Here is a 26498-nt window from a genome sequence, read left to right as displayed (position 1 = left end):
AATCCTCGCTAACCTGAAGTCTCGGTTAATGCCAATTAACCATGCGCGCCGTCCGGGCGACAACCCGGTGTGACGCGATCGTGACGTCGACGGAGACAGCATGAGTGCAGCGGCCACCGCCCCACCCCTCGCGCCCACCCAGCGCGCGCTCGCCGCCGAGCTGCGGGAGCGGCTGGAGCGGGCGGCCGTGGGCGGGGGAGAGGTCGCACGGGAGCGCCACCGCTCGCGCGGCAAACTGCTGCCACGGGAGCGCGTGACACGACTGCTGGACGAGGGGAGCCCGTTCCTCGAGATCGCCCCGCTGGCCGCCGAGGGCCTCTACGACGGGCAGGCGCCCGCCGCCGGTGTGGTCGCCGGCATCGGCCTGGTGCACGGCAGGCACGTGATGGTCATCTGCAACGACGCGACCGTCAAAGGGGGCACGTACTATCCGCTGACGGTGAAGAAGCACCTGCGCGCGCAGGAGATCGCGCTGGAGAACCGGCTGCCCTGCCTGTATCTCGTGGACTCCGGCGGCGCCTACCTGCCGATGCAGGATGAGGTCTTCCCCGACCGCGACCACTTCGGCCGCATCTTCTACAACCAGGCGCGGCTCTCCGCCGCCGGCATCCCGCAGCTGGCCGCAGTGCTCGGGTCGTGCACCGCCGGCGGGGCGTATGTGCCGGCGATGAGCGACGAGACGATCATCGTGCGGGGGCAGGGCACGATCTTCCTCGGGGGTCCGCCACTGGTGAAGGCGGCGATCGGAGAGGTGGTCACGGCGGAGGAGCTCGGCGGCGGCGAACTGCACGCGCGCCGCTCCGGCGTCGCCGACCACCTCGCCGACGACGACGAGCACGCGCTGGAGATCATGCGCGACATCGTGCTGACCCTGCCCGCCCCGGCCTCCCCGGCCTGGACCGTGCACGCCGCGGTGCCGCCGTGCCTCGACCCCGAAGGCCTCTACGACGTGGTGCCGGTCGACGTCGCGCAGCCCTACGACCCGCACGAGGTGATTTCACGCCTCGTCGACGCCGACAGCCGGCACGAGTTCAAGCGGGAGTACGGCACCACGCTCATCACCACGTTCGCCCGCATCCACGGGCATCCCGTCGGCATCGTCGCCAACAACGGGGTGCTGTTCGGGGAATCGGCTCTCAAGGGCGCCCACTTCATCGAGCTGTGCGATCAGCGCGGCCTCCCGCTGCTGTTCCTGCAGAACATCTCCGGATTCATGGTGGGCCGCGACGCCGAGGCGGCCGGCATCGCCAAGGACGGGGCGAAGATGGTCACCGCCGTCTCCACCACCCGGGTGCCCAAGCTCACCGTCGTGGTGGGGGGATCGTTCGGCGCCGGCAACTACGCGATGTGCGGGCGTGCCTACGGGCCGCGGTTCCTGTGGAGCTGGCCGGGCAGTCGTATCTCGGTGATGGGGGGCGCGCAGGCGGCATCGGTGCTCGGCACCGTCAAGGCCGACCAGGTGGCGCGCCGCGGCGGGGAGTGGACGGCCGAGCAGCGCGACGCGTTCGAAGCGCCCGTGCGTGAGCAGTTCGAACGGCAGAGCGACCCGTACTACGCCACCGCGCGGCTCTGGGACGACGGCGTGATCGACCCCGTCGACACCCGCGATGTGCTGGGGCTCGCCCTCGACGTCATCTCCCGCGTCCCGCTCGCCGACCCGGGCTTCGGCCTGTTCCGGATGTGACATGACCACCTCGCCCTTCCACACCGTGCTCGTCGCCAACCGCGGCGAGATCGCCCGCCGCATCATCCGCACCCTCCGCCGCCTCGGCATGCGCTCGGTGGCCGTCTACAGCGACGCGGATGCCGCGTCCCCCCACGTGCGCGAAGCCGACATCGCAGTGCGCATCGGCGGTGCCGCCGCGGCCGAGTCGTACCTCGACATCGCCGCCGTCGTCGCCGCCGCCCGCGACACCGGAGCCGAGGCGGTGCACCCCGGATACGGGTTCCTCTCCGAGAACGCCGATTTCGCGCGCGCCTGCACCGACGCGGGACTCGTGTTCGTCGGCCCGGGCGATGAGGCGCTGCGGGTGATGGGCGACAAGATCCGTTCCAAGGAGCACGTGGCGGGGCACGGCGTGCCGGTGGTGCCGGGGTTCAGTGCGGCGGGCCTGACCGATGCCGCCATCGCCGAGGCCGCCGCAGAGCACGGGTACCCGCTGCTGGTGAAGCCGTCAGCGGGTGGTGGGGGCAAGGGGATGCAGATCGTCGCCGGCCCCGAGGCGCTCGCCGACGCGCTCGCCGCGGCCCGGCGGGTGGCCGCCGCCGCCTTCGGCGACGACACCCTGCTGCTCGAGCGGCTCGTCACCCGCCCCCGTCACATCGAGGTGCAGGTGCTCGCCGACGCGCACGGCGGTGTCGTGCACCTCGGCGAGCGCGAATGCTCCCTGCAGCGGCGGCATCAGAAGGTCATCGAGGAGGCTCCCTCGCCGGCGGTCGATGCGGCGACGCGGGAGCGCCTCGGCGAGGCCGCGTGCCGGGCCGCCGCCAGTGTCGGGTACCGGGGTGCCGGGACGGTGGAGTTCCTCGTGTCCGGGGACCGGCCGGACGAGTTCTTCTTCATCGAGATGAACACCCGGCTGCAGGTGGAGCACCCGGTGACCGAGCTCGTCACGGGGATCGATCTCGTTGCCGAGCAGCTGCGCATCGCCGCCGGTCGCCCGCTCGGGTTCGCCCAGGACGACGTGCACCTGGACGGCCACGCGATCGAGGCGCGCGTCTACGCCGAGAGTCCGGCGCGCGGCTTCCTCCCCGCCACGGGCGACGTGATCGCCTGGCGGGCCCCGCGCGGGGTGCGCGTGGACAGCGCCGTGGAGACCGGCACCGCCGTGACGAGCCACTACGACCCCATGATCGCGAAGGTCATCGCGCACGCCGCCGACCGGGCCGCCGCGCTCGCGCTGCTCGATGCCGCTCTGGCCGAGACCGTCGTGCTCGGCGTCGACACCAACATCGCGTTCCTGCGTACCCTGCTGGCCGTGCCGGCCGTGCGCAGCGGCGAACTGGAGACCGGCATCATCGGTCGCATGCCGCCGGTCGCCGTGCCCGCACCTGGCGAGCGCGCGCTCGCCGCGGCCGCCGGTGCGCTCCAGAGTGACGCCCCACCCGCCGACGGCTCGCCGTGGCATCGGAGCGACGGCTGGCGCCTGAGCGGTCGCGCCGAGCCGCGCGCGTGGACGTTCGAGACCGACGCGGGCGAGGTCGCCGCGGCATCCGCGGGCGTCGTCGACGGCGTCGCCGTCGCCCGCGACGCCGACGGCGACGTGTGGGTGCATCTCGACGGCGTCACCCAGCGACTGCGCCCGCTGTCGCGTCGCGAGGCGTCTCGGCGGCGGCGCTCCGCCCGCGAGCGCGTCGACGCCGCGGCCCCGCCGCACGTGCGCGCGCCGCTGCCCGGCACCGTCGTCGCCGTGCACGTGCCGGACGGCGCGCGCGTGGCATCCGGCGCACGCCTGGCCACGATCGAAGCCATGAAGATGGAGCACACCGTGACCGCGCCCCACGAGGGCGTGGCACGCATCCTCGTCGCGATCGGCGCGCAGGTGCGCCGCGACGATGTGCTCGCCGAGGTGCACGACACCCCCGAGGAGGAGACCCCATGACCGGACCCATCGACCTGCGCTCCTACGCGCTGGAAGACGACGAGATCGAGCTCGCCCGCATGGTGCGGGCCTTCGCCGACGAGGTGGTCGCCCCGCGGGCGTACGAGGCCGACCGCACGCACACGCTGCCACTGGACGTCGTCGCGCAGATGGGGGAGCTGGGCCTGTTCGGGCTGCCGTTCCCCGAGAAGGTCGGCGGACAGGGCGGCACCTACCTCGCCCTCGGACTCGCCATCGAGGCGCTCGCCCGCGCCGACCAGTCCATCGCCATCACCCTCGAGGCGGCGGTGAGCCTCGGCGCCATGCCGGTGTTCCGTTTCGGCACCGACGCGCAGCGCGACGAATTGCTCCCCGACCTCCTCGCGGGGCGCGCGCTCGCCGGGTTCGGGCTCACCGAGCCCGAGGCGGGGTCCGATGCCGGCGCGACCCGCACCACCGCCCGCCGCGACGACGGCGAGTGGGTGATCGAGGGCAGCAAGCAGTTCATCACCAACTCCGGCACACCCCTCACCCGGTTCGTCACCGTCACGGCGGTGACCGGCCGCGAGGGCGATCGGCCGCAGATCTCCACGATCATCGTGCCCTCGGGCACCCCGGGGTTCACCGTCGGACCCGCCTACGACAAGGTGGGGTGGCGCGCGTCCGACACCCACCCGCTGAGCTTCGACGGCTGCCGGGTGCCGGAGGGCAACCTGCTGGGCGAAGAGGGCCGAGGGTTCGCGAACTTCCTGCACATCCTCGACGAGGGCCGCATCGCGATCGCCGCGCTGGCGACCGGGGCGGCCGAGGGATGCCTGGAGGCAGCGCTGGACTACGCCCGGTCGCGGGTCGTCTTCGGGGCGCCGCTGGCGACCCGCCAGGGCATCCAATTCACCCTCGCCCGCATGCAGGCACGCGTGCACACCGCGCGGCTCGCCTGGGTGCGCGCGGCGCACCTGCGCGACGCAGGCCGGCCGTTCAAGACGGAGGCGGCCATCGCCAAGCTCGTGTCCGGCGACGCCGCGATGGACAACGCCCGCGACGCGACGCAGATCTTCGGCGGCAACGGCTTCATGAACGAGTACCCCGTCGCCCGGCACTACCGCGACAGCAAGATCCTCGAGATCGGGGAGGGGACCACCGAGGTGCAGCTGCTCGTCATCGCGCGGGCGCTCGGGGTAGCGTGAACGACATGGCGGACACCCCGAGCGCTGCGCGCACGATCATGCAGCGCGGGCTGTGGTTCGAGGAGTTCGAGGTCGGCGCGCGCTACGTGCACCGCCCGGGCCGCACCGTCACCCAGGCCGACAATCAGCTGTTCTCGGCCCTCACGATGAACCCGCAGGCGCTGCACGTCGACGAGGCGTACGCGCAGACCCAGCCGTTCGGCCGCCCCCTCATCAACTCCATGTGGACGCTCGCGACCCTCATCGGCTCCTCGGTCCCGCAGTTGACGCAGGGCACCCTCGTCGCCCAGCTCGGGCTGGACGAGGTCGGCTTCCCCGCGCCGCTCTTCCCCGGCGACACGCTGTACTGCGACACCGAGATCGTGAGTGCGCGACCATCGGCATCCCGCCCCGGTCAGGGGATCGTGATCATGCGCCACACCGGGCGCAACCAGGACGACGTCGTCGTCGCCACGGCCACCCGCACGGCACTGGTGTGGTGCCGTTCCCACGAGAAGGACGAGACGTGACCGCGTTGCACGCCGGCCCCGCCCTGCTGTTCTGCCCCGCCGACCGCCCCGAGCGGTACGCATCGGCGCTCGCACGCGCCGACGGCGTGATCATCGACCTCGAAGACGCCGTCGCGCCCCACGCGAAGACCGCCGCCCGCGGCGCCCTCATCGACGCCGAACTCGACCCGGCGCGGGTGATCGTGCGGGTGAATCCGGTCGGCACGGCCGAGTTCGATGCGGACCTGGCCACCCTGTCGCAGACCGACGTGCGCACGATCATGGTCGCCAAGTCCGAGTCGGCCAAGCGCATCGGCCGCATCGATCCCCGCTACCGGGTGATCGCTCTGTGCGAGACGGCCCGGGGTGTGGCCGCTGCCGAGCGCATCGCCGCGCTCGAGAACGTCGCGGGGCTCATGTGGGGCGCCGAAGACCTCGTGGCCTCGCTCGGCGGCACGTCGAGCCGCAAGCCCGGCGGCCGCTACCGCGACGTCGCCCGCTACGCCCGCTCGCGCGTGCTGCTGGCCGCGGGTGCCCGCGGCAAGGCGGCGATCGACGCGGTGCACCTCGACATCGCCGATGTGAAGGGGTTGGCGCGGGAGGCGGAGGATGCCGCAGCGAGCGGCTTCGCGGCCACCGCCTGCATCCACCCCTCGCAGGTCGCGGTGATCCGTGAGGCGTACCGGCCCGGCGAGCACGAACTCGCGTGGGCACGGGACGTGCTGGCGGCGGCCGAAGGCGCGCGCGGGGTGTTCACGCACCGCGGGCGCATGGTCGACGAGCCGGTGCTGCGCCACGCGCGCATGCTGCTGCACCGAGCCGGCGCGGGGGCTTAGCGCGCGGTCGCCGGGGCCTCGGCCGGGGCGGCGTCGTCAGTGGCGGCATCCGGGCCCACGTCCGACAGCAGGCGCAGGCGGTCGCGTTCGAGCAGGATGTCGTAGGTCGACCCGTTCGGCAGCCGGAAGCCCGTGGGCGGCAGCTGACCGCCGGTCGCGTGACGGATGATCTCGCGGATGAGTGCGCCGTGTGCGACGGCGATGACCGATGCCGCGGCCGGGGCGGTCGTGCGGCGCACGTCGACGGCGATCTGCCGCAGCGCCGACAGGGCGCGGGCGCGCACCTCGGGCCACGGCTCGGCGCTGGGGATCTCGGCGGAGTGCCAGTCGCCCCAGCGCTCCAGGAACTCTGCCGAATCCACGCCCTCGGCCTCGCCGTAGGCGCGCTCGCGCAGCTGCGGGTAGACCCGGGGGCCGGCGACGCCGAGGGTCGCCGCGATGATCTCTGCGGTCTCGTGGGCGCGGGACAGGTCGCTGCTGACGACCACGACGGGGGCGTCGGGGGTGAGGCGGGCGCGCAGGCGCTCCGCCGTCGCGCGCGCCTGGGCGCGGCCGGTGTCGTTGAGGGGGATGTCGGTGGATCCCTGGATGCGGCGGGCGCGGTTCCAGTCGGTCTCACCGTGGCGCACGAGGGTCAGCAGAGTCACCCTTCGAGCCTAGCCGCGGCATCCGTAAGAACGCTCAGCGTGCGGCGTCGAGGGCCTCGGTGAGAGCCGTGAGCACGGGGCTCGTGCCGGCGTCGATCTTGACCGTGGCGTGGCGGTCGGCGCGCGTCTCGCCGCGATTGACGATCACCACGGGAAGTCTGCGACGGCGCGCCCGTTCGACGAGGCGGATGCCGGAGTTGACCACGAGCGATGACCCGGCCACCAGCAGCGCTTCGCTCGTGCGGACGAGCTGTTCGGCCTCGCGGAAGCGTTCGACGGGCACGAACTCGCCGAAGAAGACCACGTCGGGCTTGAGCATGCCGCCGCAGACGCTGCAGTCGGGCACGCGGAAGCCGTCGGCCGTGTCGGGCAGCACGTCGCCGTCGGGCCCCAGCAGCACGTCGTCGGGCACGTCGAGCCACGGATTGTCGGCCTCGACGCGGCGGGCGAGGTCGCGGCGGTCGAACACCTGGCCGCAGTGGGTGCAGAACACCCGACGCATGGTGCCGTGCAGCTCCACGACGCGGCGGCTGCCGGCGCGCAGGTGCAGACCGTCGACGTTCTGCGTCACGACGCCGGTGGCGATGCCGGCGTGCTCGAGGTCGGCGAGGGCGGTGTGGCCGGGGTTGGGGTTCGCGCTCGCGAACGCCCGCCAGCCCAGGTGGCTGCCGATCCAGTAGCGCCGGCGTGCGGCCTCGCTGCCGAGGAACTGCTGCGCGGTCATCGGGGTGCGCGCGGGGGCACCCTCGCCGCGGTAGTCGGGGATTCCGGAGTCGGTGGACACTCCCGCGCCGGTGAGCACGGCGACGCGCCTGCCCGCGAACGCGTCGGCGGCCTGCCCGACCAGTTGCATGGTCGGTGCATCGAGTTGCCGCACCGAGGTCACCCGCCGATTCTAGGCGTCGCAGTTTGCCGGCAGGTTACGGCGGCCGCCCTCGCGGCGTCGCGCGTTGCCGAGCTTCGGGGGCGAGCGTGGCCGAGCTGCGGGGATCTGCCGGAATGCTGATGCCGGTGCGGCCTCCATCCGCATCCGGGCAGATCCCCGCATCTCGGGAGCGCCGCGACGGCCGAGGTCCCGCGGGGCAGGCGGCCCGCGGCCCGCGTGCGAGCATGGAACCATGCCCATCGAGCGCGTCGACGACCCCACCGATCCCCGACTCGCCGACTACCGCGATCTCACCGATGTGGCGCTGCGGCGCGTGCTGGAACCGGCGGGCGGGCTCTACATCGCCGAGTCCGCCAAGGTGATCGCGCGCGCCATCGCCGCCGGGCACCGCCCGCGCTCGGTGCTCGTGCAGGAGAAATGGGTCGACGACGTCGCCGACATCGCGGGCGACGCGCCGGTCTACGTCGTCCCCGCCGAGGTGGCCGAGCAGCTCACCGGGTACGCCGTGCACAGGGGGGCCCTCGCCGCGATGCACCGCCCGGTCGAACCCGCCGTCGCCGACGTCGTCGCGGGCGCGCGTCTCGTGGTCGTACTCGAGGACATCGTCGACCACACCAATGTCGGCGCCGCCTTCCGCAGTGCCGCAGCTCTCGGGGCGGACGCCGTGCTCATCTCGCCGCGCTGCGCCGACCCGCTCTACCGTCGCAGCGTGCGCGTGAGCATGGGCACCGTGTTCCAGGTGCCGTGGACCCGGATGCCGCCGTGGCCGGCAGCCCGCGACATGCTGCACGACGCCGGTTTCCACATCGCCGCCCTCGCCCTCGCCGACGACGCCGTGTCGCTCGACGCGTTCGCCGCCGGCCGCCCCGACCGCGTGGCGCTCGTGCTCGGCGCCGAGGGCGACGGGCTCTCGCGCCGCGCGCTGGAGGCGGCCGACACGGTCGTCACCATCCCGATGCGCGGCGGCGTCGATTCGCTCAACGTCGCCGCCGCCGGCGCGGTGGCGCTGTGGTCACTCACGCATGCGACGCCCGAGGGCGGCGCAGACGAGACCGCCTAAGCCGGGTCTCCCGGCGTCGCCGCGGCATCCGGCCCCGGCGCCAGAGTGACGACCGGCAGCGCCTCGGGGCGCTTGGCGGTGATGGCATCACCCGACGACTCGTTGCGCACCCGGCGCAGCACCCACGGCACGAGGTGCGCGCGCGCCCACACCAGGTCGTTCGCGCGGGCCTCCCGCCACGTGCGCGCCGGCAGCGGGTCGGGCTGCATGGGCTTGAGGTCGTTGGGCACGTTCAGCGCCCGCAGCACCATGCGCGCCACCTCGTGGTGGCCGAGGGTGTTGTAGTGCAGGCGGTCGTCGTCGAAGAAGCGCATGTCCTGCACTTCCTTCAGCGCCCACTGGTCGGCCACGATGCAGTCGTAGCGCTCGGCGATCGCGCGGATGTTCTCGTTGTAGATCGCCACGCGCCCGCGGATGCCACGGAACACCGGGGTGAAGTTGGTGTCGATCCCGGTGAACACCACGACCGTGGCGCCGTCGGAGGTGAGGCGCACGACCGCATCCTCGAACTGGGCGGCCACCGCGTCGGGATCGGCTCCGGGGCGGATCACGTCGTTGCCGCCGGCGGAGAAGGTGATGAGATCGGGCTTGAGCGCGATCGCCGGCTCGATCTGGGTGGCCACGATCTGGCCGATGAGTTTTCCACGCACGGCGAGGTTCGCGTAGGCGAAATCGTCGACGTGCGAGCCCAGCACCTCGGCGACGCGGTCGGCCCAGCCACGGTGGCCGCCGGGGGAGGACGGGTCGGGATCGCCGATGCCTTCGGTGAAGGAATCCCCGATCGACACCATCCGCCGCCAGGGGTGGGTGACGGGGTGCGGGATGTGGGCGAGATGCTGATCTTCGGGGTTGGGATCGTCGGGCCGCATGATTCCTCCTCGGCTTTGTGACCGACTCCGAGGTTAGCCCTTCGCGGACTGACTTAGGCTGGACCGTCGTGGATGAGCAGCAGCAGGAGCATTTCGGCAGTTTCGCTGCCGAGCACCTGTCGCCGGCGTTCCCGCAGCGAGCCCCCTGGGGAACGGCTCAGCGACTGCGTGCCTGGCAGGCCGAAGCGCTGGACCAGTACTTCGCGATGGACGGGCCCGACGGGGTCGGCAAGGGACCCCGCGACTTCCTCGCCGCCGCAACGCCGGGCGCCGGAAAGACGACGTTCGCCCTGCGTCTGGCCACCGAGCTGCTACGTCGCCGCGTGGTGGACCGCATCGTCGTGGTCGCCCCGACCGAGCACCTCAAGACCCAGTGGGCGGATGCCGCGGCGCGCGTGTCCATCCGGCTCGACCCGAACTTCAGCAACCGCCACGTCGCGCCGGCCCGGCACTATCACGGCGTCGCGGTGACGTACGCGCAGGTCGCGGTGAAGGCATCCGTGCACCAGCGGCTCACCGAGGATGCCCGCACGCTGGTGATCCTCGACGAGGTGCACCACGGCGGCGACGCCCTCAGCTGGGGTGACGCGCTGCGCGAGGCCTACCAGCGTGCGACGCGCCGACTGCTGCTGTCGGGTACGCCGTTCCGCAGTGACACCGCGCCCATTCCGTTCGTGGAATACCACCCGAACGAGAAAGGCATCCGGCTCTCCCGCACCGATTACAACTACGGCTACGGGCGCGCCCTCGCCGACGGCGTCGTGCGCCCGGTGCTCTTCCTCGTCTACGCCGGACAGATGCGCTGGCGCACCAAGACCGGCGACGAGTACGAAGCACACCTGGGTCAGGACAACACCAAGGACATCAACTCCCAGGCGTGGCGCACGGCGCTCGACCCGCAGGGCGACTGGATCCCCGCGGTGCTGCGCAGCGCCGACCGCCGTCTCAGCGAGGTGCGGCAGGAGGTGCCGGATGCCGGTGGCCTCGTCATCGCGACGGACCAGACGGCGGCGCGCGCATACGCCGCGATTCTGAAGGAGATCACGGGGGAGCCGACGACCGTGGTGCTCTCGGACGACCCCGCCGCGTCCGGTCGCATCGAGGAGTTCGCCAACGGCACCTCGCGCTGGATGGTGGCGGTGCGCATGGTGTCAGAAGGCGTCGACGTCCCCCGGCTGTCGGTCGGGGTGTACGCCACGAGCGCCTCGACGCCGTTGTTCTTCGCGCAGGCGATCGGGCGCTTCGTGCGCGCCCGTCGTCGCGGCGAGTCGGCGAGCGTGTTCCTCCCGCACGTGCCGCAGCTGCTCGCCCTGGCGAACGAGATGGAGCGCGAGCGCGACCACGCGCTCGACCGCGAGGCCGGCGACGACGACGGGCTCGAAGACACCCTGCTGGCCGAGGCCGAGCGCGAGGACAAGGCGTCCGACGCGCTCACCGAGGAGTTCAGCTACCAGGCGCTCGGGTCGGTCGCCCACTTCGACCGGGTGCTGTTCGACGGCAAGGAGTTCGGCCAGCTCGCCGTTCCCGGCACGCCCGAGGAGGAGGAGTTCCTGGGACTCCCGGGTCTTCTCGAGCCCGAACACGTGCACGAGCTGCTCATGCAGCGCCAGGCCCGTCAGTCACGGCATCGCAAGGTGCGCGAGACCGGCGAGGCCCAGCAGGCGGATGCCACCGGCAGCGATGCCGCGACGACTCTTCCCCCGGCGCTGCACCGCACGCTCAAGGAGCAGCGGCAGCTGCTCAACAGCCTCGTCGGCGTCTACGCACGGCAGAGCGGCGAGCCGCACGGGGTCGTGCACGCCGAGCTCCGACGCCTCTGCGGCGGCCCCGCCGTCTCGCACGCGACCGTCGCCCAACTGCAGGCGCGCATCGAGCTGCTGCGCCGCCGCGTGCACTCGTAGGGCGCCGGTTCGCGGCATCCGCCGCTTCGGCGTGCGCGCGCTTCGGAACCCCGAAATACTGGCAATCACTGGTTTCGGGCGGATCGGCGTGAGTGGCGTCAGTACCGTGGAGAGGTCCCCTTTGAGCACCACTCCCACCGGAGGAACGATGAGCGCGCCCGTCGCCCACCCCACCCCACGAGATCGACGGCGGTGGGCGCAGTACCTCGTCGACGAGCGTGCCGAGGCCCGTGTCTACCGCAACCTGGCGGCGCGGCGCACGGGGGAGGAGCGGGAGATCCTGCGGGAACTCGCCGACGCCGAAGGGCGACACGAGGCGCACTGGGTGGGCCTGCTGGGCGGCGAGCCGAAGCGGCTGCCGCAGCCGAGCCTCGACACCCGTCTGCTCGGCTGGATGGCACGGCGGTTCGGCATGATCTTCGTGCTCGCGCTGGCGCAGAACGCCGAGGCGCGTTCGCCCTACGACAACGAGCCGTATGCCACGCCCGCCATGGTCGCCGACGAGAAGGTGCACCACGAGGTGGTGCGTGGGCTCGCCGCCCGCGGCCGACGGCGGCTGTCGGGAACGTTCCGCGCTGCCGTATTCGGGGCGAACGACGGCCTGGTGTCGAACCTCGCGCTCGTGATGGGCATCGGCGCGACCGGTGTCGGCGCACCCTTCGTGCTGCTCAGCGGCCTGGCTGGGTTGCTCGCCGGTGCGCTCTCGATGGCGGCGGGGGAGTTCGTGTCGGTGCGCTCCCAGCGAGAGATGCTGGAGTCCACCGGGCACAGCGACTTCGTCGACGCGTCGCTGCCCGACCTCGATCTCGACGCCAACGAGATGGCGCTGGTGTACCGCGCCCGGGGGATGGGCGCCGACGAGGCCCTGGTTCGCGCCCGCCGCGTCGTTGAGGCAGCGCGCGCCGCGGATCGCTCGCAGCCCTACCGGCGCCCGGTCGATCCCGTGGAGGAGCACGACGTCGTCGGTGGGGCGTGGGGCGCGGCGACGTCGAGCTTCCTGTTCTTCGCCTCCGGCGCCGTCATCCCGGTGCTGCCGTGGATCTTCGGGCTCGAGGGCGTCGCCGCCGTCGTGCTCGCGCTCGCGCTCGTCGGCATCGCGCTGCTGGCCACCGGCGCGATGGTGGGCGTGCTGTCGGGTGGCCCGCCGCTGCGCCGCGCGCTGCGTCAGCTCGCGATCGGTCTGGGCGCCGCCGCGATCACGTACGCTCTCGGTCTGGTGTTCGGGGTGTCGGTGGCGTAGCCCCGCGGCCGCTCGTTGCCCAGTACGCGCCCCGAACCGCGGCATCCGTGGGTTTGGTACCCAGGACGCGCCCCGAACCGGGGTGTCGGGGGGCCCGGTGCCCAGTGCGCGCCCCGAATCGGGCACCAGGGCGGCGCCCCCGCACGGCGCGAACGCGTGGCGGATGCCGCAAACCACCCGGAAACGAAAGAAGGCCCCCTTCCGGGGGCCTTCTTCACTGTGCGCGAGGGGGGACTTGAACCCCCACGCCCTATACGGGCACTAGCACCTCAAGCTAGCGCGTCTACCTATTCCGCCACCCGCGCATTGGGTGAAAATTGCTTTCGCAACCGAGGGTCGAGCCTAGCATGATCGCGGGGCGACTTCGAACCAGCACCGCACGGCGACGGTCCGCGACGGCGGTAGCGTAGTTCGCATGCCCGAGTCCGAAGCCGACCTGCCCGAGGTCGTGCGCATCGCCCGCGACCTCATCCGGTTCGACACGTCGAACTTCGGGGGAGGCGACGCCCGCGGCGAGCGCGAGGCCGCCGAGTACGTCGGCGCCTACCTCGAGACCCTCGGCCTCGAGCCCGAGTACTACGAGCCCGTTCCGCGCCGCACGAGCCTCATGGCCCGCGTGCCGGGCCGCGACCGCGACAAGCCCGCCCTCGTGCTGCACGGTCACCTCGACGTCGTGCCCGCCGTCGCCGAGGACTGGAGCGTCGACCCGTTCGCCGGCGAGATCCGCGACGGCATGCTGTGGGGCCGGGGTGCGGTGGACATGAAGGACATGGATGCCATGATCCTCACGTCCGTCGCCGATCTGCTGCGCTCAGGCGAGCAGCCCGCCCGCGACATCATCGTGGCCTTCTTCGCCGACGAGGAGAACGGTGGGGTGGAGGGGTCCGCGCCGGTCGTGCAGAACCACCCCGAGTGGTTCGCCGGCGCGACCGAGGCCATCAGCGAAGTCGGCGGCTACTCGATCGCCTCCGGCGACCGCCGCGCCTACCTGCTGCAGACGGGAGAGAAGGCCCTGCTGTGGATCCGCTTGCGCGCCCGCGGCCGCGCAGCGCACGGCAGCAGCCTGCACCCCGACAACGCCGTCACCCGCCTCGCCGAGGCCGTCGCCGCGCTCGGGCGCACCGCCTGGCCGGTGGCGATGACCGAGACGTCCCGCCGGCTCGTCGAGGGCCTCGCCCGCCTCGTCGGCGGCGACCCACAGCATCCGGATGCCGTCGCCGAGCGCTTCGGCGCCGCCGCCGGCTTCCTGCGATCGACCTTCCGCACCACGACCAACCCGACCGGGCTGACCGCGGGCTACAAGCACAACGTCATCCCCGACACGGCGGAGGCGCTCATCGACGTGCGCACGATCCCCGGCACCGAAGACGCCGTGCTGGCCGACATCGCCGCGATCGTGGGCGCCGACGTCGAGATCGAGATCGTCCACCGCGACATCGGGCTCGAGGTCCCCTTCGCGGGTGACCTCGTCACCGAGATGGTCGCAGCCCTCGGCCGCCATGACCCGGGTGTCCCCGTCATCCCGTATCTCATGGGCGGCGGCACCGACAACAAGGCGCTCGCGTACCTCGGCATCGCCGGCTACGGGTTCGCACCGCTGCGCCTGCCGGCCGATCTCGATTTCACCGGTATGTTCCACGGGGTCGACGAACGCGTGCCCCTCGATGCCCTGGTGTTCGGGCAGGCCGTGCTCACGGACCTCCTCCGCAGCTACTGACGCAGTCACCGAAAGGCGCGCATGCATTTCTTCGAGGCCATCATCCTGGGCCTGGTGCAGGGGCTCACCGAGTTCCTCCCGGTGTCCTCCAGTGCCCACCTGCGCATCCTGGGGGAGCTCCTCCCGGGTGCTGAGGACCCGGGAGCGGCGTTCACCGCCATCACCCAGATCGGCACCGAGGCCGCCGTCGTGGTGTTCTTCTGGCGCGACATCGTGCGCATCATCGGGCAGTGGTTCCGCTCGCTCGTGGGCAAGGCGCCCCGCAACGACCCCGATGCCCGCATGGGGTGGCTGATCATCATCGGCAGCATCCCGATCGTCGTGCTGGGGCTGCTCTTCCAGGACCAGATCGAGACCGTGTTCCGCTCGATGTGGATCGTCGCCATCATGCTCATCGTCTTCGGCGTGCTGCTGGGCATCGCCGACATGGTGGGCGCCAAGCGCCGCGAGCTGAAGGACCTCACCGTCGGGCACGGCGTGGCGTTCGGGTTCGCGCAGGCCCTCGCGCTCGTCCCCGGTGTCTCACGCTCGGGCGGCACCATCACGATGGGGCTCTTCCTCGGCTACAAGCGGGCGGATGCCGCCCGCTACGCGTTCCTGCTGGCGATCCCCGCCGTCTTCGGCAGCGGCTTCTACCAGCTGTTCAAGAGCTGGGACGTGCAGGGACCGTTCAGTCTGCCCGAGACGCTCGTGGCCACCGTCATCGCCTTCGCGGTCGCCCTCGGTGTGATCGCGTTCTTCATGAACTGGATCTCCAAGCGCAGCTTCCTGCCGTTCGTGATCTACCGCATCGCGCTGGGCACGGTGCTGATCGTGCTGCTGTCGATGGGCGTGCTGCAGCCCTGACCCGGCAGGTCAGCGCCGCGGCGGGTCGTCGCGTCCGGGCTTGCTCGGGCCGTCGCCGCCGCGGCGCAGGTACTTCTCGAACTCCTGCGCGATCGCGTCTCCGGACGCTTCGGGGGAGTCCCACGTGTCCCGGGTGTGCTCGAGCTGGCGGATGTACTCGGTCATCTCCTCGTCGTCCGCCGCCGCGGCGTCGATCGTCGCCTCCCACGCGGCGGCCTCGGCCGCCAGCTGTCCACGCGGCACGCGTGCCCCGGTGAGGTCTTCGAGCTTGTCCAGCAGTGCGAGCGTCGCCTTGGGTGACGGGGTGTGCCCGGCGACGTAGTGCGGCACGTTCGCCCACAGCGACGCGGCGGGGATGCCGGCGGCATCCGCTGCCTGGTCGAGCACGCTCAGGATGCCGACGGGGCCCTCGTAGGTGGACTTCTCCAGCTCGAGCTTGGCGCGCAGCTCTTCGTTGTGGCTGCCCGCGAACACCGAGATGGGGCGGGTGTGGGGCACATCCGACATCATCGAGCCGAGGGAGACGAGGCCGGTGATGTCCTCGCGCAGCGCCACGTCGATGATCTCGCCCGCGAACGCCTGCCACGCCCGCGCCGGCTCCACGCCGGTCAGCAGCCACAGCTGCGTGCCGCGCGAGCGTCGCGCCGGCCGCCACAGTGTCGTCTCCGGCCAGGTCAGCACGCGGCGGCCTTCGGCGTCGAAGCGGATCTGCGGCCGGGTGTACTGGTAGTCGAAGTACAGTTCGGGGTCGACGGAGAAGACCGGCTCGTACGATCCTTCCTCGCGCAGCAGTGCGGCGGCTGCCGATGCGGCCTCGCCGGCATCGTTCCATCCGTCGAATGCCGCCACGAGAACGCGGCGTCCCAGTCCCTCCACACGACTCCCTTCGTCCTTCCCAGGATAGGCCGCGTGCTGCCGGGGCGGGCGGGGGGCGCCGGCCGCCTCGGTACCATGGGGAGGTGACAGCCCCCGTTCCCACCCTTCGTGCCGTGCTGTGGGACATGGACGGCACCCTGGTCGACACCGAGCCGTACTGGATGGCCGCCGAGACGCCGCTCGTGGAGAGCTACGGGGGCACCTGGACGCACGAGCAGGCGCTGGGGCTGGTGGGCCTCGGCCTGCACGACTCCGCCCGCATCCTGCAGGACGCCGGTGTGCGCATGCAGGAAGACGCCATCGTCGACCACCTCACCTCCCAGGTGATGACGCAGCTGCGCGATCTCGGCAACCCGTTCCGCCCCGGCGCCCGCGAGCTCCTCGAGAGCCTCCGCGAAGCCGGGATCAAGACGGGGCTGGTGACGATGTCGCTGCGCCGCATGGCCGAGACCGTCGTGGCGCAGATCCCGTTCGAGGCGTTCGATGTGATCATCGCCGGTGACGACGCCATCCGCCCCAAGCCCTTCCCCGATCCGTATCTGCAGGCATGCGAGGCGCTCGGGGTGCAGCCGTCCGAAGTCGTCGCCATCGAGGACTCGCCCAACGGGCTGCGCTCGGCGATCGCCTCGGGGGCGACGAGCCTGGGCGTCCCGCTCATGGTGTCCCTCACGGGGGTCGGCGCGCATGCGCTCTGGCCCACCCTCGAAGGCCGCACCGCTGCCGACCTCACCCGACTCCATGCCGACCACCGCCCGAAGGAGTCGTCATGACCGTCGATCTCACCCGTCCCACCGGCCCGTTCCGCTACGGCGACCGGGTGCAGCTGACCGGTCCCAAGGGCCGCCTGCACACCATCACCCTCCGCGAGAAGGGTGAGCTGCACACCCACCACGGCGTGCTGCGTCATGCGCAACTGGTGGGGCTCCCCGACGGCTCCGTCGTCACCGGCAGCGGTGGACACGAGTATCTGGCCCTGCGGCCGCTGCTGCGCGATTTCGTCATGTCGATGCCGCGTGGTGCGGCGATCGTCTACCCGAAGGATGCCGCGCAGATCCTCGCGTCGGCCGACATCTTCCCCGGGGCGACGGTCGTCGAAGCCGGCGTCGGGTCGGGCGCGCTGTCGCTGTGGCTGCTGCGCGCCATCGGCGCCACCGGGCGCCTGGTGTCGTTCGAGCGTCGCGAGGAGTTCGCGGAGGTCGCCCGCGCCAACGTCGAGACGTATCTGGGCACCCCGCCGGCGAACTGGGAAGTCGTCGTGGGCGATCTCGTCGAGTCGCTGCCGGGCGCCGTGGCCCCGGCATCCGTCGACCGGGTCGTGCTCGACATGCTCGCTCCGTGGGAGTGCATCGATGCCGTCGCCGACGCGCTCACCCCCGGTGGGGTGGTGCTCTGCTACGTCGCCACTGCGACGCAGTTGAGCCGGGTGGCGGAGTTCATCCGCGGCACAGGCCTGTTCACCGACCCCGAGGCCAACGAGACGATGGTGCGCGGCTGGCACGTCGAGGGGCTCGCGGTGCGCCCCGACCACCGCATGGTCGCCCACACCGGGTTCTTGCTCACCGCACGGCGTCTGGCGCCGGGCGCGGTGCCGCCCGATGTGCGCAAGCGCGCGCTGAAGAAACCCAGCTACGCCGACGAGGACGTGGAGATCTGGACCCCCGGCGCGGTCGGAGATCGCGAGATCACCGACAAGAACCTGCGAAAGCGCGTGCGCGAGGCCCAGCGCATCGCCGACGGCGCGCGCATCGCCGCAGCGACAGAGACCGACGCCGCCACCGATTAGGCTGTACCGGTGCGCAGGATCCCCGCAATCGCCGCCGTCGTCGGCATATCCACTCTGGCCCTCGTCGGCTGTTCGCCCGCATCGACCGAGGCGTCGTGCGAGCGCGCCGTCTCCGACGCGTCCGTCCTCGACCTGATCACCGTCTCCGGCGACACCGTGGAGCTGTCCGCTCCCGTGCGCGTGGACGAGACCGTGTTCGAAGACCTCACCGTCGGGGAGGGGCCCACCGTCACCTCCGACGCGCAGGACGTCGTCTTCGACATCACCATCGTCAACGGCACCACGGGCGAGACGCTCGTCCAGAGCGGCACCCAGGTCGCGCCGGTGTCGCAGTGGGGCGAGTTCTACGCCGGCATCGCGACCATGCTCGACTGCGCGACCGAGGGTTCGCTCATCGCCGGCGCCGTCGCGCCCGAGGACCTCGCCCCGGAGGCCGCAGCGAGCCTCGGGCTCGGCGAGGGCGATTCCGCCGTGTTCGTCATCGACCTGCAGAAGGTGTACCTGGCCAAGGCCGACGGTGCCGACCAGTACAACGACCGTCGCGGCATGCCCAGCGTCGTGCTCGCGCCCGACGGGACGCCGGGCGTCATCATCCCCGACGCCGACGCACCCGACGAACTGGTCGTGCAGGTGCTGAAGAAGGGCGACGGTCCGGTCGTCACGGGCGACCAGTCCGTGCGCCTGCACTACACCGGCGTCACCTGGGACGAGCGCGAAGTGTTCGACTCGACCTGGGAGGCCGGCACGTCGGCGGCGCTGTCACTGGACCAGGTGGTGCCCGGTTTCGCGGCGGCGCTCGAAGGCCAGACCGTCGGCTCGCAGATCCTCGCGGTGATCCCGCCCGACCAGGCTTACGGCGATGCCGGCCAAGGTGCCGTGCCGCCGGGCGCGACGCTCGTCTTCGTGATCGACATCCTCGGTCTCGACGAGGTGGCTGAGTAGCTGCAATGGCCGCCCCGACCCGCAGCGCGCCCGAGGAGCGCCTGGTCAACCTGCTGGTCGCCCTCATGGCGACCGATCAGGGACTGACCAAGGACACGATCCTCGCGTCCGTCGCGGGTTACCGGGAGCAGTCCGAGTCCGGTGCGTCCAAGGACGCGCTGGAGAAGATGTTCGAGCGCGACAAGGAGAGCCTGCGCGGGCTCGGCGTGCCGATCGAGACGATCGGCGACTACGCCGACCCCGATGATCTGCGCGAGGCGCGCTACCGGGTGCCCAACGACGAGTACGGCCTGCCCGAGGACATCTCCTTCACGCCCGCCGAACTCGCCGTGCTCGCGGTGGCCGGCGGCGTGTGGAGCGAACGGTCGCTGTCGGCCGAGGCCCGCAGCGGCCTGCGCAAGATCCGCGCGCTCGGCAACGACGTCGACGAGCCCATCCTGGGGTTCTCACCGCGGCTGAGCGTGCGCACCCCCGCCTTCGCCCCGCTGCAACGGGCGATGGAGCAGTCACGGGTCGTGTCATTCCCCTACCTGAAACCGGGGGAGGAGCGACCGCTCGTCCGTCGCATCCGCCCGCTCGCGCTGGTCGACTACGAGTCGCGCTGGCATGTGTTCGGGTTCGATCTCGATCAGCATGCCGAGCGCACCTTTCTGCTCTCGCGCATCGTCGGCGACGTCACCATCACCCGGGAGACGTTCGACCCCGCCCTGCGCGACGGTGCCGGCGACCGCGCCGTCGCGGGGCTCGATGAACTCGCCGCCCGCCAGCGGGCGCTGCTGGAGGTGAACCCCGGCACCGAGGCCTCGCTGCGGCTGCGCCGCCGCGCTCAGCCTGCCGAGCAGGGCATCTTCGTGCCCTACGTCGACGTGCACGTGCTCGCCGACGAGCTGGCCTCCTACGGTCCTGAGGTGCGGGTCGTCGAGCCGGCGGCGCTGCGCGATGAGGTCATCCGCCGGCTGCAGGCCACCCTCGCACTCCACGCCGACCATGACGGGGAGCCCGCATGAGCGCCGCCCGGCCGCTGCACGCCACCGAGCGCGCCGCCCTCATCCTGCAACTCGTGCCGTACCTCCTCGGCAAGGGCGAGGTGTCGGTCGCCGAAGCCGCCGACGAGTTCGAGGTGACCCCCGAGCAGATGCGCGAGATGGTGCAGAAGCTCACTGTCATCGGTCGCCCCGGCGAGGGCGGCTACTGGCAGCTGCCCAACGACCTGTTCGACATCGACTGGGATCTGCTGGACGAACGCGACCTCATCGTCATCACCAACTCGGTCGGGCTCGAGCGCTCGCCCCGACTCACCGCCCGCGAGGCAGCCGCGCTGCTGGCGGGTCTGCAGCTGACCGCGACGCTGCCCGGCGTCGGCGACCGCGGCGTCGTGCAGAGCCTGCTCACCAAGCTCGCCCGGGGAGCAGCCAGCGCCCCCGCCGACGTCATCGTCGCCCCCGGTCCCGTCGACGACGTGCGCGTGACCGTCGCCGACGCGCTCCGCGAAGGAGTGGCGGTGTCGTTCACCTACCAGGCCCCGGATGCCGCGCCCACCACCCGCACGGTGGATCCGGTCAAGGTGCACATCGCCGACGGCCAGTGGTACCTGCAGGGATGGTGCCACCTGCGCCAGGGTATGCGCACCTTCCATCTCGAGCGCGTCAGCGACGTCGGCCCCACCGGCATCCCCATCTCCCATGGCGGCGAACCCGTGCCCGACCTGTTCGAACCGGGTGCGGGCGACGTCACGGCGCGCGTGCGGTACCCGCGCCAGATCGCGCCGCTGCTGGGCGACTACCTCGCCCGTGCCGACATCGCCGCCGAGGGTGATTGCGAGACCGCGACCATGCGGGTCGCCGACGAACAGAGCCTCAAGCGCCTGGCCGCCCGCCTCGGCGGTGACGTGGAGGTGCTCGCGCCCGCCGTGGCGCGGCGCGCAACGGCCGCGTGGGCGGCTGCCGGACTCGCGCAGTACCGCTGAACCGCCCCGCACCCCACCGGGTTAGACTGTTTCGAACCCCGATCCGAGGAGACCTCCATGGGCAACGCATTCGGATGGCCGCACCTGCTGATCATCCTCGCGGTCATTCTGCTTCTGTTCGGCGCAGCGAAGCTTCCCGCACTGGCGAAGAGCGTCGGCCAGTCGGCGCGCGTCTTCAAGGGTGAGATGAAGGCGATGAAGGAAGAGGACGGCGCCACCGCCGCGACGACTCCTGCCGCCGCCGCGACGCCTCCTGCCGCCGGCACCGCCAATTCCACCGCTTCCCCCACGGTTCCCGACAGCACCAGCGGGCCCTCCGAACCAAAGCCGTAGCCCGAGGTGGCCACGGCCGAACAGCAGCGGGTCGATGAGCCCGACCCGCCACGCCGCGAGAAGCGGATGTCCCTCGGGGCCCACCTGCTGGAGCTGCGTCGACGTCTGATGATCGCCGCCGCCGCCCTGGTCGTGGGCATGGTGGTCGCGTTCTTCGTGACGGGCCCCGTCATCGAGTGGATCACGGGACCCATCCGCGTGATCGCCGAGCAGCGCGGCGACGACTTCTCGGCGCTCAACTTCGGCACCGTGACCTCGGCGTTCGACCTGCGCATGCGGATCGCGTTCTCGATCGGTCTGTTCCTGTCGGCGCCGGTGTGGCTCTGGCAGGTCTGGGCGTTCATCATGCCGGGGCTCACGCGCAAGGAGATCCGCTACACCGTCGGCTTCGTCGCGGCCGCCATTCCGCTGTTCTTCGCCGGCTGTTACGTCGGCATGCTCGTCGTTCCGCACGTCATCGAGGTGATGTGGTCGTTCACGCCCGAGGGCGGGGTCAACTTCTACAACGCCGCGGAGTATTACGACTTCGTCTTCAAGCTGATGATCGTCATCGGCATCTCGTTCGTGCTTCCGGTGTTCCTCGTCGCACTCAACATCGCCGGCATCATGTCGGGCCGCGCGATCCTCAAGGGCTGGCGCGCCGCCGTGCTGATCGCGACGATCTTCGCGGCCATCGCCACGCCCGCCGCCGACGCCGTCAGCATGCTGCTGCTGGCCGGCATCCTGGTCGTGCTGTTCTTCGCCGCAGCGGGTCTCTCGCTGCTGTTCGACCGTCGCCGTCGCAAGCGCGAAGCGGCGCTGCTGTCCCCGGGGTCCGTGCTGTGAGTGCGCTGAGCCCGGCAGACCGGTTCGCCGCTGCCGACGAGGCGCGCCGGCATCCGCTGACCACCGACTTCGCCGAGGCGCAGCGGTTCACCCTCGATCCGTTCCAGATCGCGGGATGCCACGCCCTCGAAGACGGGCGCAGCGTTCTGGTTGCCGCGCCCACCGGCGCCGGCAAGACGATCGTCGGCGAGTTCGCGGTGCATCTGGCGATGCGTGAGCCCGGCGACAAGGCGTTCTACACGACTCCGATGAAGGCGCTGTCGAACCAGAAGTTCCGCGAGCTCCAGGAGGTGTACGGCGAGGACGAGGTGGGCCTGCTCACCGGCGACACCAACATCAACGGCAACGCGCGCGTGGTCGTGATGACCACCGAGGTGCTGCGAAACATGCTCTACGCCGATTCGCCGGCGCTGCGGGGCCTGCGCTTCGTCGTGATGGACGAGGTGCACTACCTGGCCGACCGCTTCCGCGGCGCGGTGTGGGAAGAGGTCATCATCCACCTGCCGCCGAGCGTGCGCCTGGTGTCGCTGTCGGCCACGGTGTCCAACGCCGAGGAGTTCGGCGACTGGCTCGACACGGTGCGCGGCGACACCGAGGTGATCGTCTCCGAGACCAGGCCCGTGCCGCTGGAGCAGCACATGCTCGTGCGCGGCGACCTGCTGCCGCTGTTCGACGACCGCGCGGGCATCGCCACCGCGCAGGTCAACCAGGAGCTCATGCGCATCCGCTCCGCCAAGGGTGCCACGTTCGAGGAGAACCGCCGCGCGCAGTCGATGAACAGCGCGCGACACGGCGGGTACGAGCCCACCCGTCGTCGGCCGCAGCGCGGCGGGCGACGCCCCGTGCGCCCCGGCAACGTGCAGCGGGTCGAGAGGCTGGACCGCCCCCAGGTCGTGCAGCTGCTGCAGCGCGCAAACCTGCTGCCGGCCATCTTCTTCATCTTCAGCCGCGCCGGCTGCGACGGCGCCGTGCAGCAGGTGCGCCGGTCGGGGCTGCGGCTGACCGATGCCGACGAACGCGCCGAGATCCGCCGCGTCGTCGAGGAGCGCACGCACACGCTCGATGATGAGGACCTCGGCGTGCTGGGGTTCTGGGAGTGGCGCGAGAACCTCGAGCGCGGCATCGCGGCGCACCACGCCGGCATGCTGCCGACCTTCAAAGAAGTGGTCGAAGAACTCTTCCGGCGCAAACTCGTGAAGGTCGTCTTCGCGACCGAGACGCTCGCCCTCGGCATCAACATGCCGGCCCGCACCGTCGTGCTGGAGAAGCTCGAGAAGTTCAACGGCGAGGCGCGGGTGGCGATCACGTCGGGGGAGTACACCCAGCTCACCGGACGCGCCGGCCGTCGCGGCATCGACGTCGAGGGCCACGCGGTCATCCAGTGGACTGAGAGCGTCGACCCGCAGGCGGTCGCCGCCCTCGCCTCACGCCGCACCTACCCGCTCAACTCCAGCTTCCGGCCCACCTACAACATGGCGGTGAACCTCATCGACCGGTTCGGCCGCGCCGAGGCCCGCGAGATCCTGGAGTCCTCCTTCGCCCAGTTCCAGGCCGACCGCTCGGTGGTGGGCCTGGCTCGGCAGGTGCGGGAGGCCGAGGAATCGCTTGCCGGCTATCGGAAGGCGCAGACGTGCGACCGCGGCGACTTCGTCGAGTACGCGGGGCTGCGCCGCGAGCTCACTGACCTCGAGAAGCTGGGCCGCGCCGATCGCACCGCGCCGGCAAAGCTCCGTCGCCAGCGACAGCAGGAGATGGAGTCGTTGCGCCGACGCCTGCAGCGGCATCCGTGCCACAGCTGCCCCGACCGCGAGCACCACGCGCGCTGGGGTGAGCGCTACTACAAGCTCAAGCGCCGCACCGACAAGATGCGGCGCGAGATCCAGACGCGCACCGGCACGGTCGCGCGGGTGTTCGACCGCGTCGTGGACGTGCTGACGGCCCTGGACTACGTCGAGGTCGACCCGGCGGGCAAGACCACCCTCACCGCCGCCGGCCGCACGATGCGCCGCATCTACGGCGACCGCGACCTGCTCGTGGCCGAAGCGCTGCGCCGCGGCATCTGGAAGAACCTGGATGCCGCCTCGCTCGCCGCCCTCGCCTGCTGTCTGGTCTACGAACCGCGTCGCGACTCCGAAGGCCCGGGGGAGTACGGCCTGCCGCGCGGCGCGTTCCGGTCGGCGCTGACCGAGACCCAGCTGCTGTGGGCGCAGCTGGATGACCTGGAGCGCGAGCACCACCTGCCCGGCACCGAACCTGTGGCCACGGGCCTCGCCCAGGCGATGCACACGTGGGCGCGCGGGGGCATGCTCGACCGCGTGCTGACCGAGGCAGACCTCGCCGCCGGCGACTTCGTGCGGTGGGCGAAGCAGACCATCGACCTGCTCGACCAGCTGTCGCTCGTCGCCGACGCGCCGGTCGCGACGACGGCGCGCAAGGCACTCGACGCGGTGCGGCGCGGCATCGTCGCCTACAGCGGCGTATGAGCGCCCGCCGCCGCCACGCGCCGTTGCCGCGCCCCTTGCTGCCGTTGTGGGTGGCGCTGCTGGCCGCGCTCGTGGGCGGACCGGTACTCGATCTCGCCTATCCCGACATCGGGTGGTGGCCGCTGGCCTTCGTCGGTGTCGCCTTCTCGCTGCTCGCGCTCATCGGCCGCTCCGGCGGCGGCGCGCTGCTGGTGGGTGCGGTGTTCGGCGCCTCGTTCTACTTCACCCACATCGTCTGGATCACCCGCTATCTCGGGGCCGTGCCCTGGTTCGCCCTCGCGGGCCTCGAGACGATCTTCTGGGCGGTCGGATCGGTGCCGATCATGCTCGCGTACCGGTGGATGCCGCAGCTGCGCGGTGGCACGTGGGGGCGGCTGCTGGCACTCCCCGCCCTCGTCGCGGGGCTCTGGACCGCCCGGGAGCTGTTCATGGGCTCCTGGCCTTACACCGGGTTCCCCTGGGCGCGGTTGGGGATGAGTCAGTCCGAGAGCCCGCTGGCCCACATCGCCTCGTGGCTGGGTGTGGCCGGGCTCACCTTCCTCATGGTCTTCGCCGTGGCCGCCGTCATCGAGTGGGTGCGCCTGGGGCGCTGGCGGGCATGGCGCACAGTGTTGCCGAGCGTCGTGGCGATCGTCGTGCTGCTGCTGACCCCCGCGTTCCCCACCACGCCCGCCGGCACGATGCGGGTCGGCGCGGTGCAGGGCAACGGTCCCACCGGCTACTTCGACGAGCGCGAGCCCTACGCCGTGCTGCAGTCGCAGCTGGATGCCACCGAGCCGCTGCTGGACGAAGACCTCGACGTGCTGCTGTGGCCCGAGGGCGGCATCGACGCCGACCCGCTGCAGAACACCTCGGTCGCCGTCGTGCTCGACCGGCTCGCGCGCAGGCTCGACGCGCCGCTCATCGTCAATGCGGCGACCACCCGCGACGAGGCGGGGTACAACACCTCGATGCTGTGGCTGCCCGGCGAGGACAACCCGGTCGCCCTCCACGACAAGCGCAATCCGGTGCCGATGGGGGAGTACGTGCCCGATCGGTGGTTCTTCGAAGCGATCGCACCCGATCTCGTGGGGCTGATCCAGCGGGAGTACACCCCCGGGACCAATCCGCCGCTGTTCGACGTCGACGGGGTCGGTGTGGGCCTGGCGATCTGCTTCGACGTGATCTACGACGACGTCATCTGGGAGGGAGCCCGCGACGGCGCCCAGGTGTACATGCTGCAGACCAACAACGCCGACTTCCGCGACACCGACGAGAATCTGCAGCAGCTCGCTTTCGCGCGCATGCGTGCCATCGAGACGGGTCGCTCGGTCGTGAACCTCTCCACCGTGGGCACCAGTCAGGTGATCGCCCCCGATGGCTCCGTCATCGACGGGCTGCCGGCCGGTGTGGCCGGAGCCATGGTGACCGATGTGCCCTTGCGCACCGGCCTCACGCCCGCCGTCATCGTGGGCGCCGCGGTGAAGCTCGTGCTCGGCTGGGGCAGCATCCTCGCCCTCGCGCTCCTCGCCGGTGCGCACCTGGCGCGCCGGCGCCGTGCCGCGGCAACGACGAAGACGCCGACCCCCTGAGGGGCCGGCGTCTCGACGTGGGTCAGCGCGTCAGGCGCTCTTCTTGGCCGCGGTCACGTCCTGGCCGGCACCGCGACGCTCCCGGATGAACGCGAGACGGTCCTCCAGAAGCTCCTCGAGTTCGGGGAGGGTGCGGCGCTCCAGCAGCATGTCCCAGTGCGTGCGCGGGATCTTGTCACCGCTGTGATCGACCTCGACGGTCTTGTCGCCGACGCGCAGCAGAGCCTCGGCGCCGCAGGTGCGGCATTCCCAGGTCTCCGGCGCCTCGGCGTCGACCGCGAAGGGCAGGGTGGTCTCTTTTCCGCACGTGGTGCACACGTATGTGTGTGTGGTGCGGTCATGGAACACGACGCCGTCCTCGCTCTGCAAGCTGGACGCGCCGAGTCGGATGCCGCGCAAACTGCGGTCTGCCATTGTGTGGTCCTCTCGTCGCCTGTACAGGTATAACGCTGTGACCTGTG

General features: G+C 71.5%; 24 protein-coding genes and 1 tRNA gene. 19 read left to right on the top strand and 6 right to left on the bottom strand.

Features of this window, described 5'->3' with window-relative positions:
• The first annotated feature begins 100 nt into the window (after positions 1–100).
• From H9651_RS09845 to H9651_RS09825, 5 genes are read left to right on the top strand one after another with little or no spacing between them, the layout of a single operon-like run.
• Positions 101–1684: a carboxyl transferase domain-containing protein gene (locus H9651_RS09845; protein WP_191719130.1), complete on the top strand. Its 1584-nt coding sequence runs from the start codon at positions 101–103 to the stop codon at positions 1682–1684.
• Position 1685: 1 nt separating this feature from the next.
• Positions 1686–3602 (top strand): acetyl/propionyl/methylcrotonyl-CoA carboxylase subunit alpha, encoded by a 1917-nt coding sequence (locus tag H9651_RS09840; RefSeq protein ID WP_191719129.1) that lies wholly within the window; start codon positions 1686–1688, stop codon positions 3600–3602.
• Positions 3599–4768 carry an acyl-CoA dehydrogenase family protein gene (locus H9651_RS09835; RefSeq protein ID WP_191719128.1) on the top strand — a complete coding sequence of 390 codons (1170 nt, stop codon included), beginning with the start codon at positions 3599–3601 and terminating at the stop codon, positions 4766–4768. Before H9651_RS09840 ends, H9651_RS09835 begins: the two co-directional genes overlap by 4 nt.
• Positions 4769–4773: 5 nt before the next feature.
• On the top strand, positions 4774–5277 hold the full coding sequence (locus H9651_RS09830) for a MaoC family dehydratase (protein WP_191719127.1): 504 nt from the start codon (positions 4774–4776) through the stop codon (positions 5275–5277).
• Entirely contained in the window at positions 5274–6092 is an 819-nt protein-coding gene (locus H9651_RS09825; RefSeq protein WP_191719126.1) for an HpcH/HpaI aldolase/citrate lyase family protein, read from the top strand. Before H9651_RS09830 ends, H9651_RS09825 begins: the two co-directional genes overlap by 4 nt.
• Here H9651_RS09825 and H9651_RS09820 read toward each other — a convergent pair.
• Both H9651_RS09820 and H9651_RS09815 read right to left on the bottom strand, forming a co-directional pair.
• Positions 6089–6739, bottom strand: coding sequence for a histidine phosphatase family protein (locus H9651_RS09820; RefSeq protein WP_191719125.1), 651 nt, complete (start codon positions 6737–6739; stop codon positions 6089–6091). The two genes, H9651_RS09825 and H9651_RS09820, sit on opposite strands and share 4 nt — an antisense overlap.
• Before the next feature lie 34 nt (positions 6740–6773).
• Positions 6774–7592, bottom strand: coding sequence for a Sir2 family NAD-dependent protein deacetylase (locus H9651_RS09815; RefSeq protein ID WP_191719309.1), 819 nt, complete (start codon positions 7590–7592; stop codon positions 6774–6776).
• 265 nt (positions 7593–7857) lie between these two features.
• On the opposite strand from H9651_RS09815, the gene H9651_RS09810 reads away from it, so the two are divergent.
• Complete coding sequence (locus H9651_RS09810) at positions 7858–8685, top strand: TrmH family RNA methyltransferase (protein WP_191719124.1); 828 nt, start codon at positions 7858–7860, stop codon at positions 8683–8685.
• Here H9651_RS09810 and H9651_RS09805 read toward each other — a convergent pair.
• Complete coding sequence (locus H9651_RS09805; RefSeq protein ID WP_191719123.1) at positions 8682–9554, bottom strand: SGNH/GDSL hydrolase family protein; 873 nt, start codon at positions 9552–9554, stop codon at positions 8682–8684. The genes H9651_RS09810 and H9651_RS09805 overlap by 4 nt on opposite strands.
• Before the next feature lie 68 nt (positions 9555–9622).
• Between H9651_RS09805 and H9651_RS09800 the strand changes: the two genes are divergently transcribed.
• Together H9651_RS09800 and H9651_RS09795 are read left to right on the top strand one after the other, a co-directional pair.
• Positions 9623–11455 carry a DEAD/DEAH box helicase gene (locus H9651_RS09800; protein ID WP_191719122.1) on the top strand — a complete coding sequence of 611 codons (1833 nt, stop codon included), beginning with the start codon at positions 9623–9625 and terminating at the stop codon, positions 11453–11455.
• A 148-nt stretch (positions 11456–11603) separates the two neighbouring features.
• A complete protein-coding gene (locus tag H9651_RS09795) occupies positions 11604–12695 on the top strand; it encodes a VIT1/CCC1 transporter family protein (RefSeq protein WP_191719308.1) in 1092 nt (363 codons plus the stop codon).
• A 220-nt stretch (positions 12696–12915) separates the two neighbouring features.
• On the opposite strand, the gene H9651_RS09790 is transcribed toward H9651_RS09795, so the two are convergent.
• Positions 12916–13000: transfer RNA gene (locus H9651_RS09790), tRNA-Leu, on the bottom strand.
• A 110-nt stretch (positions 13001–13110) separates the two neighbouring features.
• On the opposite strand from H9651_RS09790, the gene H9651_RS09785 reads away from it, so the two are divergent.
• Together H9651_RS09785 and H9651_RS09780 are read left to right on the top strand one after the other, a co-directional pair.
• Positions 13111–14412, top strand: a complete 1302-nt coding sequence (locus H9651_RS09785) for a M20/M25/M40 family metallo-hydrolase (protein ID WP_191719121.1) — start codon at positions 13111–13113, stop codon at positions 14410–14412.
• A 21-nt stretch (positions 14413–14433) separates the two neighbouring features.
• Positions 14434–15258 carry an undecaprenyl-diphosphate phosphatase gene (locus H9651_RS09780; RefSeq protein ID WP_191719120.1) on the top strand — a complete coding sequence of 275 codons (825 nt, stop codon included), beginning with the start codon at positions 14434–14436 and terminating at the stop codon, positions 15256–15258.
• Between the two features lie 9 nt (positions 15259–15267).
• On the opposite strand, the gene H9651_RS09775 is transcribed toward H9651_RS09780, so the two are convergent.
• Positions 15268–16134, bottom strand: a complete 867-nt coding sequence (locus H9651_RS09775) for a PAC2 family protein (protein ID WP_191719119.1) — start codon at positions 16132–16134, stop codon at positions 15268–15270.
• A gap of 83 nt (positions 16135–16217) precedes the next feature.
• Here H9651_RS09775 and H9651_RS09770 point away from each other — a divergent pair, with 83 nt between their 5' ends.
• The 9 genes from H9651_RS09770 (at position 16218) to lnt (ending at position 26037) form a co-directional block, all read left to right on the top strand.
• Positions 16218–16904, top strand: a complete 687-nt coding sequence (locus H9651_RS09770) for an HAD family hydrolase (RefSeq protein ID WP_404803007.1) — start codon at positions 16218–16220, stop codon at positions 16902–16904.
• Positions 16901–17917: a tRNA (adenine-N1)-methyltransferase gene (locus H9651_RS09765; RefSeq protein WP_191719118.1), complete on the top strand. Its 1017-nt coding sequence runs from the start codon at positions 16901–16903 to the stop codon at positions 17915–17917. The genes H9651_RS09770 and H9651_RS09765 overlap by 4 nt, the downstream gene beginning before the upstream one ends.
• A 9-nt stretch (positions 17918–17926) precedes the next feature.
• Complete coding sequence (locus H9651_RS09760; protein WP_191719117.1) at positions 17927–18859, top strand: FKBP-type peptidyl-prolyl cis-trans isomerase; 933 nt, start codon at positions 17927–17929, stop codon at positions 18857–18859.
• A 5-nt stretch (positions 18860–18864) separates the two neighbouring features.
• Positions 18865–19866: a helix-turn-helix transcriptional regulator gene (locus H9651_RS09755; protein WP_191719116.1), complete on the top strand. Its 1002-nt coding sequence runs from the start codon at positions 18865–18867 to the stop codon at positions 19864–19866.
• Positions 19863–20825: a helix-turn-helix transcriptional regulator gene (locus H9651_RS09750; RefSeq protein WP_191719115.1), complete on the top strand. Its 963-nt coding sequence runs from the start codon at positions 19863–19865 to the stop codon at positions 20823–20825. The genes H9651_RS09755 and H9651_RS09750 overlap by 4 nt, the downstream gene beginning before the upstream one ends.
• A gap of 57 nt (positions 20826–20882) precedes the next feature.
• The gene (tatA, locus tag H9651_RS09745; protein ID WP_191719114.1) at positions 20883–21158 is read left to right on the top strand and encodes a twin-arginine translocase TatA/TatE family subunit; all 276 of its coding nucleotides are present in this window, start codon (positions 20883–20885) and stop codon (positions 21156–21158) included.
• Between the two features lie 66 nt (positions 21159–21224).
• The gene (gene tatC / locus H9651_RS09740) at positions 21225–21983 is read left to right on the top strand and encodes a twin-arginine translocase subunit TatC (RefSeq protein WP_191719306.1); all 759 of its coding nucleotides are present in this window, start codon (positions 21225–21227) and stop codon (positions 21981–21983) included.
• Complete coding sequence (locus H9651_RS09735) at positions 21980–24466, top strand: DEAD/DEAH box helicase (RefSeq protein WP_191719113.1); 2487 nt, start codon at positions 21980–21982, stop codon at positions 24464–24466. The genes tatC and H9651_RS09735 overlap by 4 nt, the downstream gene beginning before the upstream one ends.
• Entirely contained in the window at positions 24463–26037 is a 1575-nt protein-coding gene (gene lnt / locus H9651_RS09730) for an apolipoprotein N-acyltransferase (RefSeq protein WP_191719112.1), read from the top strand. Before H9651_RS09735 ends, lnt begins: the two co-directional genes overlap by 4 nt.
• A 30-nt stretch (positions 26038–26067) precedes the next feature.
• Here lnt and H9651_RS09725 read toward each other — a convergent pair whose 3' ends face one another.
• The gene (locus tag H9651_RS09725; protein ID WP_191719111.1) at positions 26068–26451 is read right to left on the bottom strand and encodes an RNA polymerase-binding protein RbpA; all 384 of its coding nucleotides are present in this window, start codon (positions 26449–26451) and stop codon (positions 26068–26070) included.
• Positions 26452–26498: the final 47 nt, after the last annotated feature.

Source organism: Microbacterium pullorum (assembly GCF_014836535.1).
In the GTDB taxonomy this organism is placed as follows: Bacteria; Actinomycetota; Actinomycetes; order Actinomycetales; family Microbacteriaceae; genus Microbacterium; species Microbacterium pullorum.
The sequence above is the reverse complement of the archived record's forward strand: the minus strand, read 5'-3'. Positions and strand labels throughout refer to the sequence as shown.